General features: G+C 72.0%; 21 protein-coding genes and 1 other RNA gene. 20 read left to right on the forward strand and 2 right to left on the reverse strand.

The genetic code is table 11. The features are described from left to right. Positions 1-131 precede the first annotated feature (131 nt). Entirely contained in the window at positions 132-1,367 is a 1,236-nt protein-coding gene (locus GHC57_RS09350) for an aminomethyl transferase family protein (RefSeq protein ID WP_153343481.1), read from the forward strand. 27 nt (positions 1,368-1,394) lie between these two features. Here GHC57_RS09350 and ssrA read toward each other — a convergent pair. Continuing rightward, positions 1,395-1,470: a transfer-messenger RNA gene (ssrA, locus tag GHC57_RS09355) on the reverse strand. Between the two features lie 736 nt (positions 1,471-2,206). Here ssrA and lexA point away from each other — a divergent pair. Further along, entirely contained in the window at positions 2,207-2,962 is a 756-nt protein-coding gene (lexA, locus tag GHC57_RS09360; RefSeq protein ID WP_153343483.1) for a transcriptional repressor LexA, read from the forward strand. 363 nt (positions 2,963-3,325) lie between these two features. After that, positions 3,326-3,727, forward strand: coding sequence for a bacteriohemerythrin (locus GHC57_RS09365; protein WP_170294792.1), 402 nt, complete (start codon positions 3,326-3,328; stop codon positions 3,725-3,727). Between the two features lie 42 nt (positions 3,728-3,769). Here the strand turns inward: GHC57_RS09365 and GHC57_RS09370 are convergent, their stop codons facing one another. Beyond that, complete coding sequence (locus GHC57_RS09370) at positions 3,770-4,411, reverse strand: SOUL family heme-binding protein (RefSeq protein ID WP_153343487.1); 642 nt, start codon at positions 4,409-4,411, stop codon at positions 3,770-3,772. Between the two features lie 179 nt (positions 4,412-4,590). Between GHC57_RS09370 and GHC57_RS09375 the strand changes: the two genes are divergently transcribed. The 17 genes from GHC57_RS09375 to GHC57_RS09455 all read left to right on the forward strand — a co-directional run bounded on the left by GHC57_RS09375 (position 4,591) and on the right by GHC57_RS09455 (position 25,053). Then, positions 4,591-5,631, forward strand: coding sequence for a glycosyltransferase family 2 protein (locus GHC57_RS09375; RefSeq protein ID WP_153343489.1), 1,041 nt, complete (start codon positions 4,591-4,593; stop codon positions 5,629-5,631). Between the two features lie 188 nt (positions 5,632-5,819). Continuing rightward, complete coding sequence (locus GHC57_RS09380) at positions 5,820-7,403, forward strand: ABC transporter substrate-binding protein (RefSeq protein WP_153343491.1); 1,584 nt, start codon at positions 5,820-5,822, stop codon at positions 7,401-7,403. Positions 7,404-7,569: 166 nt separating this feature from the next. Beyond that, positions 7,570-8,532 carry a glycosyltransferase family protein gene (locus tag GHC57_RS09385; protein WP_153343493.1) on the forward strand — a complete coding sequence of 321 codons (963 nt, stop codon included), beginning with the start codon at positions 7,570-7,572 and terminating at the stop codon, positions 8,530-8,532. A 543-nt stretch (positions 8,533-9,075) separates the two neighbouring features. Then, a complete protein-coding gene (locus tag GHC57_RS09390; protein WP_153343549.1) occupies positions 9,076-9,573 on the forward strand; it encodes a division/cell wall cluster transcriptional repressor MraZ in 498 nt (165 codons plus the stop codon). Beyond that, the gene (rsmH, locus tag GHC57_RS09395; RefSeq protein WP_153343495.1) at positions 9,570-10,571 is read left to right on the forward strand and encodes a 16S rRNA (cytosine(1402)-N(4))-methyltransferase RsmH; all 1,002 of its coding nucleotides are present in this window, start codon (positions 9,570-9,572) and stop codon (positions 10,569-10,571) included. The genes GHC57_RS09390 and rsmH overlap by 4 nt, the downstream gene beginning before the upstream one ends. Continuing rightward, entirely contained in the window at positions 10,568-11,002 is a 435-nt protein-coding gene (ftsL, locus tag GHC57_RS09400; protein WP_153343497.1) for a cell division protein FtsL, read from the forward strand. Before rsmH ends, ftsL begins: the two co-directional genes overlap by 4 nt. Next, complete coding sequence (locus tag GHC57_RS09405) at positions 10,999-12,798, forward strand: peptidoglycan D,D-transpeptidase FtsI family protein (RefSeq protein ID WP_153343499.1); 1,800 nt, start codon at positions 10,999-11,001, stop codon at positions 12,796-12,798. The genes ftsL and GHC57_RS09405 overlap by 4 nt, the downstream gene beginning before the upstream one ends. Before the next feature lie 82 nt (positions 12,799-12,880). Then, positions 12,881-14,341 (forward strand): UDP-N-acetylmuramoyl-L-alanyl-D-glutamate--2,6-diaminopimelate ligase, encoded by a 1,461-nt coding sequence (locus GHC57_RS09410; RefSeq protein WP_153343551.1) that lies wholly within the window; start codon positions 12,881-12,883, stop codon positions 14,339-14,341. Beyond that, positions 14,338-15,810 (forward strand): UDP-N-acetylmuramoyl-tripeptide--D-alanyl-D-alanine ligase, encoded by a 1,473-nt coding sequence (locus tag GHC57_RS09415; RefSeq protein WP_153343501.1) that lies wholly within the window; start codon positions 14,338-14,340, stop codon positions 15,808-15,810. Before GHC57_RS09410 ends, GHC57_RS09415 begins: the two co-directional genes overlap by 4 nt. Positions 15,811-15,860: 50 nt before the next feature. Continuing rightward, on the forward strand, positions 15,861-16,946 hold the full coding sequence (mraY, locus tag GHC57_RS09420) for a phospho-N-acetylmuramoyl-pentapeptide-transferase (RefSeq protein WP_153343503.1): 1,086 nt from the start codon (positions 15,861-15,863) through the stop codon (positions 16,944-16,946). A 19-nt stretch (positions 16,947-16,965) separates the two neighbouring features. After that, positions 16,966-18,447: a UDP-N-acetylmuramoyl-L-alanine--D-glutamate ligase gene (gene murD, locus GHC57_RS09425; protein ID WP_343031148.1), complete on the forward strand. Its 1,482-nt coding sequence runs from the start codon at positions 16,966-16,968 to the stop codon at positions 18,445-18,447. After that, positions 18,444-19,673 carry an FtsW/RodA/SpoVE family cell cycle protein gene (locus tag GHC57_RS09430; protein WP_246152233.1) on the forward strand — a complete coding sequence of 410 codons (1,230 nt, stop codon included), beginning with the start codon at positions 18,444-18,446 and terminating at the stop codon, positions 19,671-19,673. Before murD ends, GHC57_RS09430 begins: the two co-directional genes overlap by 4 nt. Then, the gene (gene murG, locus GHC57_RS09435; protein WP_153343505.1) at positions 19,670-20,794 is read left to right on the forward strand and encodes an undecaprenyldiphospho-muramoylpentapeptide beta-N-acetylglucosaminyltransferase; all 1,125 of its coding nucleotides are present in this window, start codon (positions 19,670-19,672) and stop codon (positions 20,792-20,794) included. The genes GHC57_RS09430 and murG overlap by 4 nt, the downstream gene beginning before the upstream one ends. Further along, a complete protein-coding gene (gene murC / locus GHC57_RS09440; protein ID WP_153343507.1) occupies positions 20,791-22,221 on the forward strand; it encodes a UDP-N-acetylmuramate--L-alanine ligase in 1,431 nt (476 codons plus the stop codon). The genes murG and murC overlap by 4 nt, the downstream gene beginning before the upstream one ends. Beyond that, the gene (gene murB, locus GHC57_RS09445) at positions 22,218-23,171 is read left to right on the forward strand and encodes a UDP-N-acetylmuramate dehydrogenase (RefSeq protein ID WP_153343509.1); all 954 of its coding nucleotides are present in this window, start codon (positions 22,218-22,220) and stop codon (positions 23,169-23,171) included. The genes murC and murB overlap by 4 nt, the downstream gene beginning before the upstream one ends. Beyond that, positions 23,168-24,094 carry a D-alanine--D-alanine ligase gene (locus tag GHC57_RS09450; protein ID WP_153343511.1) on the forward strand — a complete coding sequence of 309 codons (927 nt, stop codon included), beginning with the start codon at positions 23,168-23,170 and terminating at the stop codon, positions 24,092-24,094. Before murB ends, GHC57_RS09450 begins: the two co-directional genes overlap by 4 nt. Continuing rightward, positions 24,082-25,053: a cell division protein FtsQ/DivIB gene (locus tag GHC57_RS09455; protein ID WP_153343513.1), complete on the forward strand. Its 972-nt coding sequence runs from the start codon at positions 24,082-24,084 to the stop codon at positions 25,051-25,053. Before GHC57_RS09450 ends, GHC57_RS09455 begins: the two co-directional genes overlap by 13 nt. The last annotated feature ends 3 nt before the right edge of the window (positions 25,054-25,056 follow it).

Consider the following 25,056-nt stretch of genomic DNA (forward strand, 5'->3'; position numbering starts at 1 on the left):
CAACAAAACCCCAGAAAAAAAAGATCTCACCGGCCGGGATCGGCATCCGGGGTGCGTCCGTTCCCGCTGGGCCGGGTCCGGATCCCAGGCCCGGCCTGTCTCCACCCCGGACCCATGACGCGGACGCCCCCATGCAGGATGATCCCGCCCCACAGACCCCGTGGCCCGATTTCTTCGCCGTGGTGCCGGCGCCGGCCGACGAGGCCCGACGGCCGACCGAGTTCGCGCACACCTTCGCGCCCCACCCCCTGGTCCACCAGGAACGGCCCTATGATCCCTGGTACACGATCTACAACCGCCGCCTGACCGCGATGAGCATGGCCGGCGCCTCGGCCGACGACACCTATTGGCGGGTGCGCCGGGGAGTCATTCTGCGCCACACGGGGGAACTGCCCCTGGAGGTGCGGGGACCGGACGCCGAACGCCTGCTGAACCGCGTCTTCACGCGCGACGTGTCGCGGGTCCGGGTGGGACGGTGCAGCTACCAGCTGGCCTGCCAGGACGACGGCGGCCTTCTGATGGACGGCGTGCTGGTGCGACTCGCGCCCGACCGCTTCTGGTACGGACAGGCGAACGGCGACCTGACGCTATGGCTGCGGGCCCACGCCCGCGGCTTGGACGTGGCGGTGTTCGACCCGGACACCTGGGTCAGCCAGGTGCAGGGGCCGGACGCGCTGCGGGTGCTGGAGGCCGCGGTGGGCGGCGCCTATCCCGACCCGTTCCGCTATTTCGATGTCGCGCGGGTGCGGATCGCCGACCAGGATGTCGTGGTCACGCGGACCGGGTTCACCAACGAACTGGGCTGGGAGATCTATCTTGAGCCCCACCTTGACGCGCAGGCCATCGGGGACCGGATCCTGGAGGCCGGCCGGCCGTTCGACCTGCGGCCCGTGGCCATCGGCGGCGCCCGCCGGATCGAGGCCGGGCTGCTCAACGCGGGCTCGGATTTCGACGAGACCGTGACGCCGTTCGCGGCCGGGCTCGGCGGGATGGTGGACCTGGACAAGCCGGACTTCATCGGCAAGACGGCGTTGCGGGACGCCGACCGACGCGCCCGCACCTGGGGCCTGCGGGTGCCGGACGGCATCGCCCGCCTGGGGCGCGGACTGCGCCGGCGAGGGACGGCGGCGGCGATGGGCCGCGTGTGCTCGACGGCGTGGTCCCCGTATCAGCGTTGCGGGGTCGCCATTGTGCGGCTGGATGCGCCGGGTCCCGGGCCGGGCGACGGCCTGGACGTGGCCTGTACCGACAGCCACGCGCGCCCGGCCGAGCTCTGCGCGCTGCCCATGTACGACCCGGAGCGGCTGATCCCACGGGGCAAGCGGGTGGAGATCCCGGACCGCCCCGACGGGGACAGCAGGTCATGAGACACTGGATCGGCGAGGGGCGGGGAATGGTGGAGCCGAGGGGAATCGAACCCCTGACCTCAGCAGTGCGATTGCTGCGCTCTCCCAACTGAGCTACGGCCCCGCCGGTTCCCGGGGGCGGGGGCGCGGATACGGCCCGCCGCCGAGGGAGACGGGAAAATGCGGCGGAGCCGTCGGAAAGTCAAGACCAGAGTCGCCGCCCCGTCCGGGCCACGTCTCGGGGCCGGGGCGCGCGCCAGACCCGCGCAGGGCAACGGGTTCAGGTTAACATGACGGCCTGTTCCGAGCTGTCGGAGCGGGCCTCTCGAGATCCCTCGTCTCGCTTCGCTCACTCGGGATGACGCACTAATACCAACGGCATCTGATGATGACCGTTGAAGTCCGTGGCCGGCCCTCTCCCCCACCCGGACACCCACGAGAGTATCCCCAAGGAAAAGGATGGGGGTGGCCGGGTGGGGGAGCGGGCCGGTGCCGCTCGGCGGGTGAGTCACACTCACCCGCCGCTGGTATAAAACTATAGGATGTCATCCTGAAGCCGCGAAGCGGCTGAAGGACCTTGAGCGCTGGTCTCCGACTCCCTGCAAAAGCCTGGAAGAGCGATTCCGTTAACCTGAGCCCGCCGCCCTGACACCCGTGCTCCGGGGGTTGACCGGGCAGCGGAACCAAAGTAGAACAAAACCGAGTGTACCGCCTTTGTTCGTCCTTGACTCCGGCGCCGCGCCGGGCCAGACACCCCGCCCCCTGTCCCCTGCCCCCGCGTGGCCGGGCGGTCCGGTTCCTGCCCGGCCCCGGATCGCAACCGGGAGCCTCCCCTCCGCCGCCAGAAGGACCGCCGTCCGATGTTGACCCGCAAGCAGCATGAACTCCTTGTGTTCCTGGATGAGCGGCTGAGCGCCACTGGCGTCGCCCCCAGTTTCGAGGAGATGAAGGAGGCCCTGGGGCTCAAATCCAAGTCCGGCATCCACCGCCTGATTTCGGCGCTGGAGGAACGCGGCTTCATCCGCCGGCTGCCGCACCGCGCCCGCGCGCTGGAAATCCTGCGCCGGCCCGGCGAGGGGGCGGCGGCCACCCCGGACCCGGCCGGGGCGGACCGGAACGGACGGCCGGAGCCCGGCGCGGACGGCGGCGCGGGCGGCAGTTTCACGCCCCGCGTCATCCAGGGGGATTTCAGCGCCGGCCATCTGCACGGGGCCAGCGTGTCGGAAACCGTGGAGGCGGTGCAGGTGCCGCTGCTGGGCAAGATCGCCGCCGGCACCCCGATCGCGGCGCTGTCGGACGCCACGACCCGGGTCGAGGTTCCCGCCGGCCTGCTCGGGACCGGCGATCACTACGCCCTGACCATCGAAGGCGATTCGATGATCGAGGCCGGCATCCTGGACGGCGACACCGTGCTGATCCGGTCCTGCGACAGCGCGGACTCGGGCACCATCGTGGTCGCCCTGGTGGACAACGAAGAGGCCACCCTCAAGCGCCTGCGCCGCAAGGGCCAGTCCATCGCGCTGGAACCGGCCAACGCGCGCTATCGCACCCAGGTGCTGCCGGCCGACCGGGTGCGGGTGCAGGGCCGTCTGGTGGGGCTGCTGCGGCAGTACTGAGGCGCACCCGGGACACGCCCGCGTGCGGGCCTCCCGCCGTGCGACTCGGGGGCGGCGACGGCCACCACGAGGGCGCGTCCAGGCCGACGCCGAACCGCCTGAGATACGGCCGGCACCCCGGCCCTCCCGGATTGGGCGCGCACCCTGCCCGCTTCCCCGACACCCCGTCGGGGCCGCCCAATCGCCTTTCTGGAAAGATGGCACCCTGATCGCCGGTCGGTGGCCTCCGCGGGCGAATTCGGACCGCGCATGCGCGCATGACTGATGACAGTTGCAAGACCGTCCCCCTATTCTGGGGATGGACGCATTCGACCGGCCCTGGAGAACGGCCAGGGTTACACCTTTGGAGGGCAGGACGTCATCATGGCTGGACTGGAGTGGTCGGACGACTTGAGTGTTGGCTATGGCCCCATCGACGAGGAACACAAGAAGCTGATCGACCTCGTCAACGACCTGGATGCCGCGGTCAGCAGCGGCCAGGACGCAGACGTTGTGGGCGGATTCCTGGAAGAACTCATCAATTACACCGTGTATCACTTCCGCAACGAAGAACGCATCATGGAGGCGCACGGCTATCCCGATGCGCTGGCGCACAAGGTGCAGCACACGGAACTGACCGAAGCCGCCGAGGACCTGCAGACCCGGTTCCTGGACGGCGACCACGATCTGGCGGACACGCTGATTCCGTTCCTGACGGACTGGCTGACCGGCCACATCATGGTCACGGACCGCGCCCTCGGCCGGTACGTGGCCGGCAAGGCGTAGCGCACCCGGCGGCGGGCGGCGCCTCGCCGCCCGCGCGCCCGGTCAGTCCGCCGCCCGGGCCACCGGCACCGCGACCTCGTTGCGCCGCAGAAACGGCAGCGTCGAGGGCGGGTCATAGAACCACGCCACGGGGTCACCCGCGGCCCGCCACACCGAGCCGCCGAGCGCCTTGCGCAGGATGGCCGCCTGCCGGGCCACCATGATCCCCCCGCGCAGCCCCGTGAACCGCCGCACGGCCATCAGGGTTTCGGGGATCTCGACCACGCGCACGCGCCCGTCGCGCGGTTGCGGCGCGGTCTCGGACGTGAAACCGGCCGGCAGGAAGAACCGCATGGCGTACCCCGTCCCGTCGTTGGCCGACTGGACCGGCACGGTCATGGGGATGCGGGCCCCGTCGCGCCCACGACCGCCGGCCCCACCACCGGCGCCGCCATCACGGCTTTCCACCGGCGCGGTCATCGCGACGCGGGTGTCCGTGCTGTTGTTGCCGGCGATGTAATCGAACAGCACGCGAAAGGCGCGCCCGCGCGTCAGCGGATCGTCGCCGCCGGGCAGCCGCGCTTCGGCGGCGAGCCGCGGGGCGTAGCGCCGAATCTCGGTGGCCTCGTCCAGGGTCTCCTCGACCGTGTAGGGCGGCTCCTCGATGCGTCTTCGGCGACGTTTGAACAGGGAACACAGGGCCATCGTCGTCCTCGCGAAAAAGGGGGGAGCGAAACAGGGGAAGCATGAGGGGCGGGCGCGGCGCGCCATCCTGTCTCTGTACGGCGCGGGGCCGGTGCTGGATCCCGGCAGACGCCCGGGCTATACAGGCGTGGCCCCGACCGGGGCCCCCGTTCCCTACACCTTGGGTCGCCGCCGCCGCCATGCCAGACCGTTCCGCCGCCGTCGCGCCCCCTGCGATCTCCATTGTTGTGCCCATGTACAACGAGGCCGACTGCGTGCCCGAGTTCCACCGGCGCACCGCGGCGGCCCTGGACGGCATGGGCGAGACCTGGGAGATCGTGGCCGTCAGCGACGGGTCCACCGACGGCACCAACGCCCTGCTGGCGGACCTTGCGGCGCGCGAGCCGCGCCTGCGCCCTCATTTCCTGACCCGCAACACCGGCCAGTGGGCGGCGCTGTCCGCCGGCTTCCGCGTGGCGCGCGGCGAGATCGTCGTGGTCATGGACGCCGACCTGCAGAACCGGCCGGAGGATATCCCCCTGTTGGTCACCGAGACCCGCAAGGGGTTCGATCTGGTTTCGGGCCGGCGCACCGGCCGACCGGAAAGCGCGGTCTGGCGCCTGCTGCCCAGCCGCGCCGCCAACGCCATGCTGCGGGCGACCACCGGGTGCCCCGCGCGCGACATGGGCGGCTTCAAGTGTCTGCGCGGCGACGTGGCGCGCAAGCTGCGCCTGCGGGCCGGGCAGCACCGCCTGCTGCCGGCGCTCGTGCACCTGATGGGCGGCTCCATCGGCGAGGTGGATGTGCTGGCCGACGCGCGCTTCGCCGGGACCAGCAAGTACGGCCTGGGCCGCGCCGTGGACGTGCTGTTCGACATTCTGATGCTCTGGTTCCAGGCCAGCTTCAAGGCCCGGCCGATCTACCTGTTCGGCCGCGTCAGCCTGGTCACGATCCTGATCGCTCTGTTGGCTTTCGTCTGGATCGGCGTCGAGCGGGTGGTCTTCGGCACGCCGATGACCCAGCGGCCGTTGTTCTTCGTCTCCATGGGCGCGGGTCTGGCGGCGCTGATGCTGGTCGGCTTCGGCTTCGTGCTGGAACTGCTGTCCGACACCCACGCCCGCATCGCCGGCCAGGACCCCTATCTGGTCCGCACCACGCCGCCCGGCACCGAGGCCCGGCGAGAGGACACCGACGCCGACGCCGCCGACGCCGCCCCGCCGGAGTCGCCGGAGCGGGCATGACCCCGCATCCGGGGCCAGGGTCCGACCGCCGGACTCCGGTTTTCTGCCCACCGTCGCGCCACCCCCCTTCCCACGCACGCCCCGGCTGTTCCACAATGCCGCAGCCGGGCCGCCTGCCGATCCCTCGGAGATCGATCGAGGCCGCCCCCCCGTCACCCAAGTCGTGACCCACGAAGGAGTGAACAGGCATGACGTTTTCCTTCACGAAAGCCACCGTCGGCGCGCTCGTGGCGTGCACGGTGGCCTTCGGAACCGGCATCGCCCCCGTGGCGCCGGCCAAGGCCGAGACCTTGCGCATGGCCTACGACGCCGATCCGGTCTCGCTCGACCCGCACGAACAGCTTTCCGGCGGCACGCTGCAGCTCTCGCACATGGTGTTCGACCCGCTGGTCCGCTTCACCAAGGACCTGGAGTATGAACCCCGCCTGGCCGAGAGCTGGGAGCAGATCGACGAGCGCACCATGCGCTTCCATCTGCGCGAGGGCGTGACGTTCCACAGCGGCAACGCCTTCACGGCCGAGGATGTGGCCTTTACCGTCGAGCGCCTGAAGCAGAGCCCGGACTTCAAGGGCCTGTTCGAGCCGTTCGAGGGCGCGAAGGTGGTCGATGAGCACACCGTCGATCTCATCACCAAGGAGCCCTATCCGCTGGTCCTGACCATGGCGACCTACATCTTCCCCATGGACAAGGCCTTCTATACCGGCACCGACGAAAACGGCGAGCCCAAGGACGCCATCGTCAAGCACGGCAACACCTTCGCGTCCACCAACGAGTCGGGCACCGGCCCGTTCGTGGTGCGCTCGCGCGAGCAGGGCGTGCGCGTCGAGTTCGACCGCTTCCCCGAATACTGGGACACGGAGTCCCCGGGCAACGTCACCGAAATCATCTTCACGCCGATCAAGGAAGCCCCGACCCGCGTGGCCTCGCTGCTGTCCGGCGGCGTGGACTTCATCGCGCCGGTGCCGCCGACCGACCTGGAGCGGCTGCGGAGCGAGGACGACGTGAACCTGGTCACCATGCCGGGCACCCGCATCATCACCTTCCAGATGAACCAGAAGCGGGTCGAGGCGTTCCAGGACGTGCGCGTGCGGCAGGCCATCGTCCACGCCGTCAACAACGAAGGCATCGTGGACAAGATCATGAAGGGCTTCGCCACGGTCGCCGCCCAGCAGAGCGCGCCCGGTCAGGCCGGCCACGTGCCCGAGCTGGAACCGCGCTATGACCTGGAGGCCGCCAAGGCCCTGATGGAAGAGGCGGGCTACGCCGATGGCTTCTCCATCACCATGATGGCGCCCAACAATCGCTACGTGAACGACGCCAAGATCGCCGAGGCGGTCGCCGCCATGCTGGCCCGGATCAACATCACGGTCGATCTGACCACGATGCCCAAGGCCCAGTACTGGCCCAAGTTCGACGAGCGCGCCGCCGACATGATGATGATCGGCTGGCATCCGGACACCGAGGACTCGGCCAACTACACCGAGTTCCTGCTGATGACCCCGAACCCCGAAACCGGCTATGGCCAGTACAATTCGGGCAACTACTCCAACCCGCGCGTGGACGAGCTCATCATCCAGTCGCAGTCCATGGTGGATCTGGAGGAGCGCGCCAAGGTCCTGCAGGAGGTCGAGAAGATCCTGCACGAGGACGCCGCGTTCATGCCGCTGCACTGGCAGAACCTGGCCTGGGCCGCGCGCGAGGGCGTGCACATCGAAGACGTGGTCAACGTCATGAACTTCCCCTACCTGGGCGATCTGGTCATCGAGGAGTGATCCCCGGATCACCCTCCCGACCCTGAGCCGGGCCCCGGATCCGCCAACGCGGGTCCGGGGCCTTTTGCCGTGCGGTCCCGAGGCGTTTTTTGGCCGCCTCACGCTTGAGATGGCGCGGCCGAACCGCCAATGTGGCGCGCCCTTGCCATCAGGACGCCCGCCCGCCATGCCGCACGCCGATCCCGCCGCCCCATCCGAGTCCGCCACCGTCGCCGCCGCCCGCCGGGGGCGCGTCACCATCGTCACCGGAGCCGACGACGGCTATGCGCCGCTGGCGGCCGAGTTGATCGCCTCGGTCCGGGCCCACCGGGCGCTGGACGGCATCGACCTGTCGCTGATCTCCACCGGCATGAGCCCGGCGGTGCTGGAGCGGATGCGCCCGACCGTCGAGAACGTGGCCGACGGATCCTGGAACATCGACGCCGCCGGGCGGCGCGCCGGCGACCGGCACTGGCTGATGGCGCGGGTCAACAAGCTCTATACCCGCGATTACTTCCCCGGCTACGACACGTACATCTGGATCGACGCCGACGCCTGGGTCTGCGATCCCACCGCCATCGACTGGCTGCTGGCCGGGGTGGCCCGCAGCGGGCTGGCGGTGGGCTACGACGACATGCCGACGTCGCCCATCGGGGTGGACATCCGCAGCCACCTGGGCGGCTGGTTCCTGGGCCGCACCTACTGCATGAAGCACGCCCGCCGCGCCGGTCTGAGCGCGACCGAGACGCGGCGGCTGGCCCGCGTGCGGCCGTTCAACAACGGGGTGTTCGCGCTGGCGGGGGACTCGCCCCATTGGCCGGTCATCCAGGCCAACATGAGCCGTCTGGTCCGCAAGGGCCGCATCTTCGGGTCGAACCAGATGGCCATCGTCATGGCCGTTCATCTGGACGGCCTGCCGGTGTCGATCATGCCGCACGCCTGCAACTATCTGGATGTCCCGCGCGTGTGCGCCGAGACCGGCGCCTTCGTCGAGGCCGAGATCCCCCACCACCGGGTGGGCGTGCTGCACCTAGCCTCGCGCGACGCCATGCGGGCCGACCCGGCGGTGGAGATGGACCTGCTGGACACCGAGGGGCGGACCGTGCGCCGGTCCCTGCGCTTCCGGCCGGACTATCTGGCGCAAGGCTGACCGACCCAAGGGCGACTCGCGGAGCCGGAATTCAGGGGGCCGACTCTCAGCCCCGAGTCCCGTTGCCGACCCGCTGGGGACGGCATGGGACGGCATGGGACGTCCCCCTGAACCCGTTCGGCGATGCCCCGGACGCGCCCGTTTCATGGGCCGGCGCGCCGCCCCCCATGGGGGCCCAAAAAAGGCCCTCGGACCGGCCGCGCGCAAGGGCTTCGTCCCATGCCATCCCATGCGGGACCCCGCAAAACCCCGATAAGAACATAGAGCGAACAAACTTTGGACAGGAGTCGAGGCGACTCTTGATTCCGGTGGGGATACCAGTGTGTTGCCCTTATTCTCTCATTTTCTTTCTCAATATCTTGTGCCGGCCTGCCGCTGTTTTGGCGTCCCATGATGAGTAGCCTTCAAGGCATTGACGCCCATGATTTCCCATGCGATACCAACTGAACCCAGCGGGGTTGCTGGACGCGGTCCTTCCATGACGGAGAGCGGCCCGGGAACACAGAAACCGGACGACACAGACGGAACGAAAGGTGGACGGCCATGGGGCTGTTCCTGTCCACAGTCACCAACAAGGTGGACAGCAAGGGGCGGGTTTCCGTCCCGGCAGCCTTTCGCACGGCCCTGAAGGATCAGGAGTTCCAGGGCGTGGTTCTGTACCCGTCGTTCACGGACCCCTGCATCGAGGGGTGCGGCATGGACTTCCTGGACCGGCTGAGCGCCAGCCTGCAGCAGCAGCCCACGTTCTCGCCCGACCTGGACGAGATCACCGAGTTGGTGTTCGGGTCGAGCCAGCAACTGCCCTACGACCAGACGGGACGCATCGTGCTGCCGCGCGAGTTCATGGAACATGCCGGGATTACCGACCAGGCCGCGTTCGTGGGCAAGGGGCCCACGTTCCAGATCTGGGAGCCGGCTGCGCAGATGCGGAAGAAACAGCAGCTCCTGGAGCGCGCCCGCAAGGCGCCGCCCCGGGGGCCGGCGCTGGCGCCCGGGGCGGGCGGCGGCCACACCATCGGACGAGGGGAGGCGCCGGCATGAGTCCCGTGACCACGCCCCCCGCTCATGTGTCCGTCATGGCGGCCGAGGTCGTCGCGGCCCTGGCCGTGCGCGACGGCGGTGTCTACGTGGACGGCACCTTCGGCGCCGGCGGCTATACGCGCGCTATCCTGGCGGCTTCGCCCACCTGCACGGTTTGGGCCATCGACCGCGACCCGGTGGTGGTGCCGCTGGCCGACGCGCTGGCGGCGGAGCACCCTGGGCGCCTGCGGCTGGTGCCCGGCCGCTTCGGCGCCATGGACCGCCTGCTCGCGGCCGAGGGCGTGGCCGGGGTCGATGGCGTCGCGCTCGACATCGGGGTGTCGTCGCTGCAGATCGACGATGCGGCGCGCGGCTTCTCGTTCCAGGCGGACGGGCCGCTGGACATGCGCATGGGATCGGATGGGCCCTCCGCCGCCGATCTGGTGAACGAGGCCGACGAGGCGGACCTGTGCCGCATCATCGCCACCCTGGGCGAGGAACGGTACGCCCGCCGCGTGGCCCGGGCCATCGTGGCCGCCCGCACCGAGGCCCCCATCCAGCGCACCGGCCGGCTGGCCGCGGTGGTGCGGGCCGCCATCCCGGGCGCCGCGCGCCAGCAGGCCCGGGACGGCATCGACCCGGCGACCCGCACCTTCCAGGCGCTGCGGCTGCACGTGAACGACGAGCTGGGCGAGCTGAAAGCCGGGCTGGCGGCAGCCGAGCGCCTGCTCGGCCCGGGCGGACGGCTGGCCGTGGTCAGCTTCCATTCGCTGGAAGACCGGCTGGTCAAGACGTTCCTGCGCGACCGGACCGGCGACCGGCCCAATCCGTCGCGCCACCTGCCGGCGGCGGCCAACGACGCCGGGGGCGGTCCCGCCGCGCCCCCCTTCCGCGCCATCGGGCGCAAGGCGCTGCGGCCGGGCGAAGCCGAGGTGGCCGCCAACCCGCGCGCCCGCTCGGCCCGGCTGCGCGTGGCCGAACGCACCGAGGCCCCTTCGACGCAGGGAGGACCGCCATGACCATTCGCGGCACCGCCGCCCTGTGGGGCGTGCTGGCGGTGGCGGCAGCCACCGGCCTGTTCCTGCTCAAGTACGAGGTCATCGCGCTGGAGGGCAAACTTGAGCGCGTGACCGAGGACATCGAGGCCGATCGCCGCGCCATTCATGTCCTGCGCGCCGAGTGGAGCTACCTGAACGAGCCCGACGCGCTGGACCGGCTGGTGGGACGTCACCTGGACCTGGTGCCGGTGGGACCGGAGCGCATGACCGTGCTCGACGCCATCCCGCTGCGGCCGCGCCCGCCGGCGGTCGATCAGGCCGGCGCCGCCCTGCCCTTCGACCCGGTGCGGCCACCCCGGGTGCTCTATCCGGGCACCACCCACGCCATCCCGCTGCCCGGCGAGAAGCCGACGGTGCTCGCGGACGCCGCGACCATGAGGACGGAGCCATGATCCCCACCCTGTTCCGCCGCCAGAAGGATCGCGCCCCGTTCCTCTATCCGGGCGCCGAGATCGGGGCGCTGCCGGGCGACCGGCCGCGCCAGCCGGCGCGCGTCCAGTTGAGCGTGGAGGGTCAGGCCAAGGCGGCGGTCGAGGTCGGCCGCAACCGGCTGGCCATCACGGCCGCCATGTTCGCGATCGCCTTCTGTGTCATCGCGGGGCGGCTGGTGGACCTGATGGCGCTCAACGGCGGCGAGGCGGCGGCCCGCGCCGCCCAGGCCGGCCCCGTGGCCGAGGCCGTGGTGCACCGCGCGGACATCGTGGACCGCAACGGCGTGGTCCTGGCCACCAATCTGCCCACCGCCCATCTGTACGCCGACGCCCAGGCCGTGCTGGACCCGGACGAAGCCGCCCGGCGCCTGCTGGACGTGCTGCCCGACCTGGACTACGCCACCACCCGCAAGCGGCTGGCCTCCGGGCGGCGGTTCATCTACCTGCGCCGCCACCTGACGCCCACGCAGCAGGACGCGGTCCTGCGCCTGGGCCTGCCGGGGCTGGAGTTCGAGCCCGCCGAGCGCCGCGTCTATCCGCAGGGGCATCTCGCCGCCCACGTGCTGGGCGCCACCGACGTGGACAACCGGGGCATCGCCGGCATCGAGCGGGCGTTCCACGACCGTCTCAACGCCGACATGCGGCCCGTGCGCCTGTCGCTCGACGTGCGCGTGCAGCACGCCGTGCGCGACGTGCTGGCGGAGGCCGTGGACCGCTTCAGCGCCATCGCCGGCGTCGGGCTGGTGATGGACGTGAAGACCGGCGAGCTGCTGGCCATGGTCAGCCTGCCCGACTACGCCCCCGAGGCCTACGGTCACGCCCCGGCCGACGCGCGCTTCAACCGCGCGACGCTGGGTGTCTATGAGATGGGAAGCACGTTCAAGCTGCTGAACACCGCGCTCGGCATGGAGGTGGGCGGCTTCCGCCCCACCGACGGCTTCGACGCCACCAAGCCCCTGCGCATGGCCGGGTTCACCATCAACGACTACCACGCCGAGGCCCGCTGGCTGACGGTGGCGGAAATCCTGGTGCATTCCTCCAACATCGGCTCGGCCCAGATGGCCCTGAAGGTGGGCGGCCCGGCCCAGAAGGCGTTCCTGGACCGCCTGGGTCTGCTGTCGCCCTTGTCCATCGAGTTGCCGGAGGCGGGGGCGCCGCTCTATCCCGAGCCCTGGCGGCCCATCAACACCGTGACGATTTCCTACGGCCACGGCGTTGCGGTCACCCCGGTGCATCTAGCCAACGCCATCGCGCCCCTGGTCAACGGCGGCGAATACCGGCCGGCCACGCTGCTGCGGCAGGATCCCGACGCGCCCCCGCCCGGGCGCCGGGTGCTGGCTCCCGCCACGGCCCAGGCCATGCGCGGGCTGATGCGGATGGTCGTGACCGAGGGCACCGGCGGCAAGGCCGACGTGCCGGGCTATCTGGTCGGCGGCAAGACCGGCACGGCGGAGAAGAGCGGCGACGGCGGCTACCGGCGCAAGGCGCTGATGCCCTCGTTCGTGGCGGCCTTCCCGATGGACAACCCGCGTTACGTGGTCCTGGCCATGCTGGACGAGCCCCAGGGCATCAAGGAAACCCACGGCTTCGCGACGGCGGGCTGGAACGCGGCCCCGACGGTGGGCGCGATCATCGCCCGCGTCGCGCCCATCCTGGGTGTGCGGCCGCGCGGCCCGGCCCCCGACCCGACGACCGAGGTGCGGCTCGCCACGGCGGCGGGCGGCGGGACCGGAGGACGGGACCGTGCGCCTCAGTGAGCTTCTGTCGGCGATCCCGGACGCACCCGGGGACGCCGTCCCGACCAACCCCGACACCCGACACGGAGAGAGTGACCCGATCATGACCGGCGGCCCCGACATCACCGCCCCCGCGCGCGCCCCCGACGGCCCGGACATCTCCGGGCTGACGGCGGATTCGCGCGCGGTCGCGCCGGGGTCCCTGTTCGCGGCCCTGCCGGGGCGGCGCGCCGACGGCCGCGCCTTCATCCCCGAGGCGCTGGCGAACGGCGCGGTGGCGGTGCTGGCCCCGGACGGCACCCCGCCGCTGGAGGGCCCGGCGCGCCTCATCACCCACGACAACCCGCGCAAGGCCTTCGCCCGCATGGCGGCGCGGTTCCACGGCCGGCAGCCCGAAACCGTGGCGGCGATCACCGGCACGAACGGCAAGACCTCCACCGCGCTGTTCACCGCCGCCCTGTGGCGCGCGCTGGGCCATGCGGGCGGCAGCCTGGGCACCCTGGGCGCCAGCGCCACGGGCTTTGAGCGGCCGGGCGCCCTGACCACGCCGGACCCGGTGCTGCTGCACGAGATTCTGGCGGGCATGGCGGCGGCGGGCTGCGACCGGCTGGCCATGGAGGCGTCGAGCCACGGCCTCGACCAGTTCCGGCTGGACGGCGTGCGGGTGGCGGCGGCGGCCTTCACCAACCTGACCCACGACCACCTGGACTATCACGGCTCCATGGCGGCCTACCGCGCCGCCAAGACCCGCCTGTTCACCGAGGTGATGGCCCCGGGCGGCACCGCCGTGCTCAACGCGGACTCGCCCCAGAGCGCCGCCCTGGCCCGGGCCTGCGCGGCGCGCTCGGTGGGCGTGATGACCTACGGCCGCGCCGGCGAGGACCTGCGCCTGGACGACGCCCGCCCCACCGCCGGCGGCCAGGATCTGCGCCTGACCGTGCTCGGCCAGCGGGTCGCGGTGCATCTGCCCGTGCCGGGGCTGTTCCAGGCCATGAACGCGCTCGCCGCGCTGGGGCTGGTGATCGCCAGCGGCGCCGATCCGGTGGTCGCGGCCCGCGCGCTGGAGACGCTGGCGGGCGTGCCCGGCCGCATGCAGACGGTGGCCGCCCTGCCCGACGGCGCGCCGGTGTTGGTGGACTACGCCCACACGCCCGACGCCCTGGAGACGGTGCTGCGGGGCCTGCGCCCCCATGCCGCCGGCCGCCTGATCTGCGTGTTCGGCTGCGGCGGCGACCGCGACACCTCCAAGCGTCCGGAGATGGGCGACATCGCCGCACGCCTGGCCGATGTCGCCATCGTCACCGACGACAACCCGCGCACCGAGGACCCGGCCGCCATCCGCGCCGCCATCCTGGCCGCCTGTCCGGGCGGGATCGAGATCGGCGACCGCGCCGCCGCCATCCAGGCCGGCGTGGACATGCTGGCCCCCGGCGACGTGCTGGTGCTGGCCGGCAAGGGTCACGAGCCGGGCCAGACCGTGGGGGACCGGGTGCTGCCCTTCGACGACGCGGCCCAGGCCCGGGCCGCCGTCGCCGCCCGCCTCAACCGGGAGACCGCGTCATGACGCCGTCCGCCGCCGCCAAGGCCGATCCGCCGGCGCCGCTGTGGACAGCGGCGGAGGCCGTGCGCGCCACCGGCGGGCGCACGGACGGGAACTGGCGCGCGTCCGGGGTCTCCATCGACAGCCGGACCGCGCAGCCGGGCGACCTGTTCGTCGCGCTCCAGGGCCCCAGCTTCGACGGGCACGACTTCGTGGCCGCCGCGCTGGAGACCGGGGCCGCCGCCGCCGTGGTCTCGCGCGCGCCGGAGGATGGCGCCTCCGGCATCGATCCCGCCCGCCTGCTGGTGGTCGAGGACACCATGGCGGCGCTGGAGGGGCTCGGCCGCTTCGCCCGCTCGCGCGCCCGGGACGTGCGCGTGGTCGGCGTCACCGGCAGCGTCGGCAAGACCGGCACCAAGGAAATGCTGGCCCTGGCCCTGGCGTCCCTGGGCCCGACGCACGCCACCCAGGGCAATCTCAACAACCACTGGGGTGTTCCGCTGACGCTGGCCCGGATGCCGGCCGACAGCCGTTTCGCCGTCATCGAGATGGGCATGAACCACGCCGGCGAGATCGCGCCCCTGTCCCGGATGGCGCGCCCCGACGTGGCGGTCATCACCGCCATTGCCCCGGCGCATATCGAGCATCTGGGCTCGGAAGAGGCCATCGCCGACGCCAAGGCCGAGATGTTCGAGGGCCTCGCCACCGGCGGGACCGCCATCCTGCCGCGCGACAGCCGCCATTATCGCCGCCTGCGCCGGGCCGCGCTGGCGGCGGGCGCGGGGAAAACGGTCGGCTTCGGCGATCATGTGGAGTCCACCGCCCGCCTGCTGGACGTGGCCCTGGACCCGGGCAACGTGCGGGTGTTCATGATCTCCGACGGCGCGCCGCTGGGCTACCGCCTGGGCGCGGACGGCCGGCACTGGGCCGTCAACAGTCTGGCCGTGATCGCCGCCGTGCAGGCCCTGGGCGTCGATCCGGTGGCGTGCCTGGGTGGGCTCGGTCGGGTCCGCCCGCCGAAGGGGCGGGGGGCCCGCCAGGATGTCGTCGTGCCCGGCGGCACCGCGCACCTGATCGACGAGAGCTACAACGCCAGCCCGGCGGCGGTGCGCGCCGCCCTGGGCACGCTGGCCATGGTCCGCCCGGGCAAGACCGGGCGCCGCATCGCGGTGCTGGGCGACATGCTGGAACTGGGCGAAGCCGGCCCCGCGCTGCACGCGGGTCTGGCGGCGGCCCTCACGGACCACCGGATCGACACCGTGTTCACGGCCGGGCCGCTGATGGGCCATCTGGACGCCATCCTGCCGGAGAGACTGCGCGGCGGTCACGCCGCCTCGGCCGCCGATCTGGCGCCCCGGGTGGCGGCGGCCCTGCGGCCCGGCGACGTGGTCATGGTCAAGGGCTCGCTCGGCAGCCGCATGAGCACGGTGGTGCAGGCCATCCTGAATCCGGCGAACGCCGCCGACACACCAAAGGACGACAGCGCGGCCTGACCTCGGCCGCTCCCGATTGAACAGACGACTGACACCGGAACACACCGTAGATGCTGTATTACCTCGCCCAGTTTTCGGACCAGTTCGGCGCGCTGAACGTCTTCCGCTATCTGACGTTCCGCACCGGCGGCGCGGTCATGACCGCGCTGCTGGTGGCGTTCGTGTTCGGCCCGCGCATCATCCGGTGGCTGCGCAGCCGGCAGACCAACGGCCAGCCCATCCGCGACGACGGCCCCGAAAGCCACCTGCTGACCAAGCAGGGCACGCCGACCATGGGCGGGGTCATGATGCTGCTGGGGGTCGCGGCCGGCACCCTCCTGTGGGCGGATCTGTCCAGCGGCTACGTCTGGGCCGTGCTGGTGCTGACGCTGGGCTACGGCGGCCTCGGGTTCGCCGACGACTACCTGAAGGTCACCCGGCGCCACCACGGCGGCCTGCCGGGCCGCTCCAAGCTGATCGGGCAGGTGGGACTGGCGACCCTGGTGGGCATCTGGATCGTCTGGCTGGGCGATCCCTCGGACAACACCAGCCTTGCGTTTCCGTTCCTCAAGGACCTGCTGATCGACCTGGGCTGGGTCTACATCGCCTTCGCGGTGTTCGTGATGGTGGGGGCGTCCAACGCGGTCAACCTGACCGACGGCCTGGACGGGCTGGCCATCGTGCCCGTCATCATCGCCGCCGGGGTGTTCACGCTGATCGCCTATCTGGTCGGCAACGCGGTGTTCTCGAACTACCTGCAGATCCACCACGTCCCCGGCACCGGCGAACTGGCCGTGTTCCTGGGCGCCCTGATCGGGGCCGGCATCGGATTCCTCTGGTTCAACGCCCCGCCGGCCATGGTGTTCATGGGCGACACCGGCTCGCTGGCCATGGGCGGCGCGCTGGGCGCCATCGCCGTGGTCACCAAGCACGAGATCGTGCTGGCCATCGTCGGCGGGCTGTTCGTGCTGGAAACGATCTCGGTGATCGTCCAGGTCGCCAGCTTCAAGCTCACCGGCAAGCGGGTGTTCCGGATGGCGCCGCTGCACCACCATTTCGAGAAGAAGGGGTGGGCCGAACCCACCATCGTCATCCGCTTCTGGATCATCGCCATGATTCTGGCGCTGATCGGCCTGTCCACCCTCAAGCTTCGCTGAACCCTCGGAGGTCCCCGCCGTGATTCCCGTCTACACCTTCGCTCTGGAGCCGGTCGCCGTCATGGGCCTGGGAAGGTCCGGTCTGGCGACCGCGCGCGCGCTGATGGCGGGCGGCGCCAAGGTGATGGCGTGGGACGACGCCCCGGACCGGCGCGCCGCCGCCGAAGAGGCCGGCATCCCGCTGGCCGACCTGACCACGGCGGATCTGTCGGGCGTGCGGGTGGCGGCCTGGAGCCCGGGCATCCCCCACACCTCCCCGAAGTCCCATCCCGTGGCCAACCGCCTGCGCGACGCCGGGGTGCCGCTGGTCTGCGACATCGAACTTCTGGTGCGCGCCCGCACGGCGGCCTTCTACGTCGGCGTCACCGGCACCAACGGCAAGTCCACCACCACCAGCCTGATCGGCCACATCCTGCGCCACGCCGGCCAGGCGCCGCAGGTGGGCGGCAATCTGGGCGCGCCCGCCCTGGACCTGGAGCCGGTGTCGCCCTTCGGGACCTATGTGCTGGAGCTGTCGAGCTATCAGCTTGAACTGGTGCCCTCGCTGGTCTGCGACGTGGCGGTGCTGCTCAACGTCACCCCCGATCACCTGGACCGGCACGGCGGCATGGAAGGCTACATCGCCGCCAAGCGCCGGATCTTCGAGGGCGTGATGCCGCCCCGCAGGGTCTGCATCGGGCTGGACGACACCATCTGCCGCAACATGCACGCCGAGATGACCCGGCAGGACAGCCGCGACCTGATCCCGTTCGCCGCCGGACGGGCCGCGCCGGGCGGGGTGTGCGCCAAGGACGGCGTGCTGGTGGACGACATCGACGGCAAGGCGGCCAAGGTGCTGGACCTGACCGGGCTGCCCGCCCTGGCCGGCGAACACAACTGGCAGAACGCGGCCGCCGCCTATGCCGCCTGCCGCGCCCGGGGTGTCGCACCGGGGGTCATCGCCCAGGCGCTGCGCACCTTCCCGGGCCTCGCCCACCGTCACGAGACCGTGGCCACCGTCGATGGCGTGCTGTTCGTCAACGACAGCAAGGCCACCAACGCCGAGGCGGCGGAAAAGGCCATCCTGTGTCACGAGGACATCTACTGGATCGCCGGCGGCCAGCCCAAGGCGGGCGGCATCGACCGCCTGGAACCGCACCTGGACCGCATCGTCCACGCCTATCTGATCGGCGAGGCGGCGGAGGCGTTCGGCGACTTCCTGGAGGCCCGGGACGTGCCCGTCTCGATGTGCGGCACGCTGGATGCGGCCGTGGATCTGGCCTTCCAGCACGCCCTGGATGACGAGGAGGAGGCGCCCGTCGTGCTGCTCTCCCCGGCCTGCGCATCGTTCGACCAGTTCAAGGACTTCGAGGCGCGCGGTGATGCCTTCAAGGCGCTGGTGGCCGAGTTGGCGGCCGATGCCGAGGCGGAGATCGAGGACCTGGAGGAGGACGACGCGGACGCATACGACGACGACGACGACGAGGACCAGGACGAGGACACCGGCGAGGTGCGGCCATGAGCGTGCGCCGCCGCCCCGACATGACCCCGGCGAGCGCCGCCCCCGGCGGCGGCCTGGCGCCGCCGCCCGCCCCCTCGGCGGGCACGGGCGGTCCGGCGCGCCGGCTGCGCTACCGCGCGGGCGACGGCAGCGTCATCGGGCGCTGGTGGGGCTCGGTCGATCATCTGATGCTGGTCACGGTCGCGCTGCTGGCGATCATCGGCGTGGTGCTGATCCTGGCCGCCGGTCCACCCGCCGCGCAGCGCATCGACGCCCAGATCTTCCACTTCGTGCGCCGCCAGATGGTGTTCGTGCCGCTGGGCCTGGTGCTGCTGTTCGCGGTCTCGCTGCTGTCCCCCCGGGGCGTGCGACGGCTCGCCGTGATCGGGTTCGGCGGCATGCTGGGCCTGCTCGCCCTCACCCCCCTGATCGGGCCGGAGATCAACGGCGCCACCCGCTGGTTGACCCTGGCCGGCTTCACGCTGCAGCCGTCCGAGATCGTCAAGCCCTTCTTCGCCGTCGTGGTGGCCTGGATGCTGGCCGCCGGGGCCCAGTCGGAGGAAGTGCCGGGCCTCGCCATCTCCATGGGGCTGGCCGTGGTCGTGGCCGGCCTGCTGCTCAGCCAGCCGGACGTGGGCATGACCCTGGTCATCGCCGCCATCTGGTGCGCCCAGGTGTTCATGGCCGGGCTGTCCCTGGTGTGGGTGGGGCTGATCGCGGTGCTGGGACTGGCCGGCGTGGTCGCCGCCTATTTCCTGTTCCCGCACGTGTCCTACCGCGTGGACCGCTTCCTGGACCCGGAGAGCGGCGACAACTACCAGATCATCCAGTCCATGAAGGCGTTCACCGAGGGCGGCCTGTTCGGGCGTGGCCCCGGCGAGGGCCGGGTCAAGGAGAACCTGCCGGACGCCCACACCGACTTCATCTTCGCCGTCGCGGGCGAGGAATTCGGCCTGCTGCTGTGCCTGCTGGTGGTCGCGCTGTTCGCGGGGCTCATCATCCGCGCCCTGGTGCGCGCCCAGGACACCCGCGACCTGTTCATCATGCTGGCGGTGGGCGGCCTGTCGGTCCAGCTCGCCATGCAGACCATCATCAACATGGCCTCCAGCCTGAACCTGATGCCGACCAAGGGCATGACGCTGCCGTTCCTGAGCTACGGCGGTTCCTCCATGGTGGGCGTGGCGCTGGCCACGGGCATGATCCTGGCGCTGACGCGCCGGCGCGGCCGGACGGAGGAGCGGCCATGACGTCGGCGATGACCGGACCGCCCTTCATCCTCATCACCGCCGGGGGCACCGGCGGCCACGTGTTTCCCGCCGAGGCGCTGGCGGCGGTGCTGGAGGCGCGCGGCTGCCGGCTCGGGTTCATGACCGACGACCGGGGCGCGGGCCACGGCGGCGCACTGGGGCGGTTGCAGACCTGGCGGCTGTCGGCCGGCGGCATCGCGGGCCTGAGCGCGCGGAGCCGCGTCCGGGGCGTGTTCCGGCTGGCGCGGGGAGCCTTCCAGGCGTGGCGGCTGATGGGCAAACTGAAGCCGGACGCGGTGGTCGGCTTCGGCGGCTATGCGGCGGTGCCGGGCGTGGCCGCGGCCCTCTGGCGCGGGCGGCCGATCCTGATCCACGAGCAGAACGGCGTGCTGGGCCGCGCCAACCGGCTGTTCGCCGGCCGCGTGGACGCCATCGCCACCGCCCTGCCGCAGACGCGCCACCTGCCCGAGGGCAAGGGCCGCCACGTGGGCAACCCGGTGCGCCCGGCCACGCTGGCGGTGCGCGACGTGCCCTATGCCGCGCCGACCGGCGATGGCCCCATCCGTCTGCTCGTCACCGGCGGCAGCCAGGGGGCGCGGGCGCTCACCGATCTGGTGCCGGCCGCGCTGGCGGGGCTGCCCGACGACCTGCGCGCCCGCCTGCGCGTGGCCCAGCAGTGCCGGCCCGAGGACCTGGAGCGCGCCCGCGGGATCTATGCGGACGCCGGTATCGAGGCCGAGACGGCAGCGTTCTTCGACGACATCCCGGCGCGGCTGGCCAGCGCGCATCTGGTGATCTGCCGGGCCGGGGCCTCGACCGTCGCGGAACTGACCTGCGCCGGTCGCCCGGCGGTGCTGATCCCGTATCCGCACGCCACCGACGACCACCAGACCGCCAACGCCCGCGCCCTGGAAGACGTCGGCGCCGGCTGGCTGGAGCCCCAGGCCGAGCTGACCGCCGGCGCCCTGTCGGTGCGGCTGGCGGGCCTGCTGGCCGAGCCGGGCACCCTGGCCGCCACCGCCGCCCGCGCCCACGCGCTGGGCCGCCCCGACGCCGCCGAGCGCCTCGCCGATCTGGCGCTCTCCGTCGCCACCCATGGCAAGGAAAGGGCCGCCGCATGAGAGCCCTGCCCCTCGACATCGGCCCCATCCACTTCGTGGGCATCGGCGGCATCGGCATGAGCGGCATCGCCGAGGTGCTGCACAACCTGGGCTATGCCGTCCAGGGCAGCGACATCGCCGAGAACGCCAACGTCAAGCGCCTGCGCGACCTGGGGATTTCCATCGCCATCGGCCACGACGCCGCCAACCTGGGCGAGGCGCAGGTGGCCGTGATCTCCTCGGCCGTCAAGCCGGGCAACCCGGAGGTGGACGCCGCCCGCGCCCGCCTGGTGCCGGTGGTGCGCCGCGCCGAGATGCTGGGCGAGCTGATGCGCCTGAAGTGGGCCGTCGCCATCGGCGGCACCCACGGCAAGACCACCACCACGTCCATGGTGGCCGCCATCCTGGAAGCGGCGGGGCTCGACCCCACCGTCATCAACGGCGGCATCATCAACGCACGCGGCACCAACGCCTATCTGGGTCACGGCGACTGGATGGTGGTGGAGGCCGACGAGAGCGACGGCACCTTCACCAAGCTGCCGGCGACCATCGGCGTGGTCACCAACATGGACCCCGAGCACCTGGACTTCTACGGCTCGTTCGAGCGCATGCGGGACGCCTACAAGACCTTCGTGCAGAACCTGCCGTTCTACGGCTTCGCCGCCATGTGCATCGACCATGCCGAGGTGCAGTCGCTGATCCCCGAGGTGCTGGACCGCAAGATCGTCACCTACGGCTTCAGCCCGCAGGCGGACATCCGCGGCATCAACCTGAGGCTGGGGCCGGACGGCGGGCGCTTCGACGTGTTCGCCACCGACCGCATCAGCGGCACCACGGAAACGCTGGCGGACATGCACCTGCCCATGTTCGGGCGTCACAACGTGCAGAACGCCCTCGCCGCCGTGGCCATCGGCCGCGAAATGGGCCTGGGGACGGACGTCATCCGCCAGGGTCTGGCCGGCTTCGGCGGCGTGCGGCGGCGCTTCACCCGCACGGGCGTGGTCAACGGCGTGTCGATCATCGACGATTACGGCCACCACCCGGTCGAGATCGCGGCCGTGCTGAACGCCGCCCGCGACGTGGTCGGCCAGCACCGGGTGATCGCCGTGGTCCAGCCGCACCGCTACAGCCGCCTGAAGGCGCTGTTCGAGGACTTCTGCACCTGCTTCAACGACGCCGACGAGGTGGTGGTGGCGCCGGTCCATGCGGCGGGGGAATCCCCCATCGAGGGTGTGGGCCGCGACGCCCTGGTGGAGGGCCTGCGCGCCCGGGGCCTGCGCACGGTCACGCCGCTGGACGGCCCGGAGGCGCTGGCGCCCCTGATCGCCCGCCTGGCCAGGCCCGGCGACATGGTTGTGTGCCTGGGCGCGGGCACCATCTCCGCCTGGGCCAACGCGCTGCCCGGTCAGCTTGAGGCCCTGGGCGCTCCGGAGGAAGGGCGCGCATGATGATCGCTCCCCGCACCGCGCCCGAGGGGCACCTGATCCAACGGCTGCCGTCCGTGCGCGGACGCCTGCGGGCGGACGCCGCGCTGGCGGCCGTCACCTGGTTCCGGGTCGGCGGCCCGGCCGAGGTGCTGTTCCGCCCCGCCGACGCCGAGGATCTGGCGGCCTTCCTGGCGGAGACTCCGCGCGCGGTGCCGATCACGGTGATCGGGGTGGGCTCCAACCTGCTGGTGCGCGACGGCGGCGTGCGCGGCGTTGTGGTCCGGCTGGCCGGCGGCTTCGCCGATGTGCGGGTGCTGGAGGGCGACCGCATCGAGGCCGGCTGCGCCGCGCTCGACGCCACCGTGGCCAAGGTGGCCCGCGACGCCGGGCTGGGCGGGCTGGAGTTCCTCTCCGGCATTCCGGGTTCGATCGGCGGCGGCCTGCGCATGAACGCCGGCGCCTACAGCCGCGAGATGAAGGACATCCTGGTGTCGGTCCGCGCGGTGGACCGGGACGGCCGCCTGTTCGAGGTGCCGGCCCAGGACCTGGGTCTGGCCTATCGCCACACCAGCGCGCCGACGGACTGGATCTTCGTCTCCGCCGTGCTCCAGGGCCGGCCCGACCACCCCGCCGATATCACCCGGCGCATGGACGCGATCCAGAGCGAGCGGTCCTCCAGCCAGCCGGTGCGCGGTCGCACGGGCGGCTCGACCTTCGCCAATCCCCCGAACGCCAAGGCCTGGGAACTGATCGACCGGGCCGGCTGCCGGGGCCTGCGCTGGGGCGGCGCCCAGGTGTCAGAGAAGCACTGCAACTTCCTGCTCAACACCGGCGGAGCCACGGCCACCGACCTGGAGGAACTGGGCGAGGAGGTGCGCCGCCGCGTTCAGGCCGCCAGCGGCGTGGACCTGCGCTGGGAGATCCGCATCATCGGCGAGCCCGCGGCCCCGGACCAGGGAGGCACGCCATGAGCCGCCGCGTGACCGTTCTGATGGGCGGCTATTCCGCCGAGCGCGACGTCTCGCTGAACAGCGGCGCGGCGGCCGCCAAGGCGCTGACCGCCGAGGGCTACACCGTCGCCACCCTCGACGTGCCGCGCGATCCGGTGGCCTTCGTCACCGCCCTGCGCGAGACCGGCCCGGAGGTGGTGTTCAACGCCCTGCACGGCCGCTTCGGCGAGGACGGCCGCATCCAGGGCATCCTGGACATTCTGGGGCTGCCCTACACGCACTCCGGGGCGCTCGCCAGCGCCATGGCCATGGACAAGCCCACGGCCAAGGCCGCCTTCGCCGCCGCCGGCATCCCGGTGGCCGCCGACGTCATCGTCGGGCCGGACGCCTTCGCCGATCCGCAGGCGGAGCCCATGGCCCGGCCCTACGTCATCAAGCCGCTCAACGAGGGCTCCAGCGTGGATGTCTACGTGGTGCTGGAGGACAGCAACCTGCCGGAGCACCTGCGCACGGACTGGCCGTTCGGCCGCCGCGCCATGGTCGAGCAGTTCATCCCCGGCCGCGAGCTGACCGTCTCGGTCATGGGCGAGGGCGCCGAGGCCCGCCCCATGGCGATCACCGAGATCACCACCCGGCGCGGCTTCTACGACTACGACGCCAAGTACGTGACCGGCGGCTCGCGGCACATCCTGCCGGCGGACCTGCCCGAGGGCATCGCCGCGCGCTGCCTGGACCTGTCGGCCCGGGCGCATCGGGCGCTCGGCTGCCGGGGGGTGAGCCGCGCCGACCTGCGCCTGGACGGCGAGGCCCTGTACGTGCTGGAGGTCAACACCCAGCCCGGCATGACGGCCACGTCCCTGGTGCCGGAGCAGGCCGCCCATGTGGGCATTCCGTTTCCCGCGCTGTGCGCCTGGATGGTGGAGGCCGCGACATGCGATGGCTAGGACTGGGCCCGCGCGGGACCAAGCCCCCGGCGCGCGGCAAGAAGACCACCGCCCCGACCAAGGGACGCGGCCGGAGCACCACCAGCCGGCGACGCACCGCGTCGCGTCGTCCCGATTGGGCCGGCATGGGGCGCACCCTGCGGCTGGCCGGCGTGCTGGTCGCCGTGGTGACGGTCTCGGCCGGCGCCGCCTGGGTCTGGCAGTCGGGCATGATCGGCCGCCAGATCGACGCCACCGCCGCCGCGCTGGAGCGGTTCGCCTCGCGCGGCGGGCTGGTGGTGCGCTCGGTCACCGTGGAGGGCCGGGCCCGCACCGGCCGCGCCCGCCTGCTGGCCGCCCTGGGCACCGGCCGGGGCGAGCCGATCCTGAACTTCGATCCTCAGACCGCCCGCGCGCGGGTTGAGGCCCTGCCCTGGGTGCTGTCGGCGCGCGTGGAGCGACGCCTGCCCGACGCCATCCACGTGGTGCTGACCGAGCGCGAGCCGCTGGCCCTGTGGCAGCGCGCCCCCGAAACCTACGCCGTGATCGACCGCATGGGCACACCCCTGAACGTGGACGCCAGCCCCTTCGGCGCCCTGCCCGTGATCGTGGGGCGGGACGCCCCGCCCGCCGTGCCCGGCCTGCTGGCCATGCTGGCCACCGAGCCGGACCTGCTGGGCCGGGTGCGCGCCGCCACCTTCGTCGGCGGGCGACGCTGGACCCTGCACCTTGACAGCTTCGGGGCGGACGCCATCGACGTCCGTCTGCCCGAGCAACAGCCGCTGGTCGCCTGGCGGCGGCTGGCCGAACTGAACCGCGAGGGCCGGCTGCTCGCCCTCGACATCGACATGGTGGACCTGCGTCTGCCCGATCGCCTGGTGGTGCGCCCGCGCGTGCCGCTGGAAACCGGGCCCGGCATGCCCTCGACCCCCTCGGATGCCCGGCGCGTGCCGGTCTCCGGCCCTGCACAGGATACATGACGA

Origin of the sequence: Roseospira navarrensis, from assembly GCF_009601025.1 — a bacterium.
Taxonomy (GTDB): Bacteria; Pseudomonadota; Alphaproteobacteria; order Rhodospirillales; family Rhodospirillaceae; genus Rhodospira; species Rhodospira navarrensis.

What these genes read in the sequence shown, in the direction of transcription:
- GHC57_RS09370 (WP_153343487.1), bottom strand. Translation starts at nt 4,411, where the DNA reads ATGGCCCTGTGTTCCCTGTTCAAACGTCGCCGAAGACGCATCGAGGAG.
- murB (WP_153343509.1), top strand. Translation starts at nt 22,218, where the DNA reads ATGATGATCGCTCCCCGCACCGCGCCCGAGGGGCACCTGATCCAACGG.
- GHC57_RS09405 (WP_153343499.1), top strand. Translation starts at nt 10,999, where the DNA reads ATGATCCCCACCCTGTTCCGCCGCCAGAAGGATCGCGCCCCGTTCCTC.
- GHC57_RS09415 (WP_153343501.1), top strand. Translation starts at nt 14,338, where the DNA reads ATGACGCCGTCCGCCGCCGCCAAGGCCGATCCGCCGGCGCCGCTGTGG.
- rsmH (WP_153343495.1), top strand. Translation starts at nt 9,570, where the DNA reads ATGAGTCCCGTGACCACGCCCCCCGCTCATGTGTCCGTCATGGCGGCC.
- GHC57_RS09390 (WP_153343549.1), top strand. Translation starts at nt 9,076, where the DNA reads ATGGGGCTGTTCCTGTCCACAGTCACCAACAAGGTGGACAGCAAGGGG.
- GHC57_RS09410 (WP_153343551.1), top strand. Translation starts at nt 12,881, where the DNA reads ATGACCGGCGGCCCCGACATCACCGCCCCCGCGCGCGCCCCCGACGGC.
- GHC57_RS09450 (WP_153343511.1), top strand. Translation starts at nt 23,168, where the DNA reads ATGAGCCGCCGCGTGACCGTTCTGATGGGCGGCTATTCCGCCGAGCGC.
- GHC57_RS09350 (WP_153343481.1), top strand. Translation starts at nt 132, where the DNA reads ATGCAGGATGATCCCGCCCCACAGACCCCGTGGCCCGATTTCTTCGCC.
- mraY (WP_153343503.1), top strand. Translation starts at nt 15,861, where the DNA reads ATGCTGTATTACCTCGCCCAGTTTTCGGACCAGTTCGGCGCGCTGAAC.
- GHC57_RS09430 (WP_246152233.1), top strand. Translation starts at nt 18,444, where the DNA reads ATGAGCGTGCGCCGCCGCCCCGACATGACCCCGGCGAGCGCCGCCCCC.
- GHC57_RS09365 (WP_170294792.1), top strand. Translation starts at nt 3,326, where the DNA reads ATGGCTGGACTGGAGTGGTCGGACGACTTGAGTGTTGGCTATGGCCCC.
- GHC57_RS09385 (WP_153343493.1), top strand. Translation starts at nt 7,570, where the DNA reads ATGCCGCACGCCGATCCCGCCGCCCCATCCGAGTCCGCCACCGTCGCC.
- ftsL (WP_153343497.1), top strand. Translation starts at nt 10,568, where the DNA reads ATGACCATTCGCGGCACCGCCGCCCTGTGGGGCGTGCTGGCGGTGGCG.
- GHC57_RS09455 (WP_153343513.1), top strand. Translation starts at nt 24,082, where the DNA reads ATGCGATGGCTAGGACTGGGCCCGCGCGGGACCAAGCCCCCGGCGCGC.
- GHC57_RS09375 (WP_153343489.1), top strand. Translation starts at nt 4,591, where the DNA reads ATGCCAGACCGTTCCGCCGCCGTCGCGCCCCCTGCGATCTCCATTGTT.
- GHC57_RS09380 (WP_153343491.1), top strand. Translation starts at nt 5,820, where the DNA reads ATGACGTTTTCCTTCACGAAAGCCACCGTCGGCGCGCTCGTGGCGTGC.
- lexA (WP_153343483.1), top strand. Translation starts at nt 2,207, where the DNA reads ATGTTGACCCGCAAGCAGCATGAACTCCTTGTGTTCCTGGATGAGCGG.
- murG (WP_153343505.1), top strand. Translation starts at nt 19,670, where the DNA reads ATGACGTCGGCGATGACCGGACCGCCCTTCATCCTCATCACCGCCGGG.
- murC (WP_153343507.1), top strand. Translation starts at nt 20,791, where the DNA reads ATGAGAGCCCTGCCCCTCGACATCGGCCCCATCCACTTCGTGGGCATC.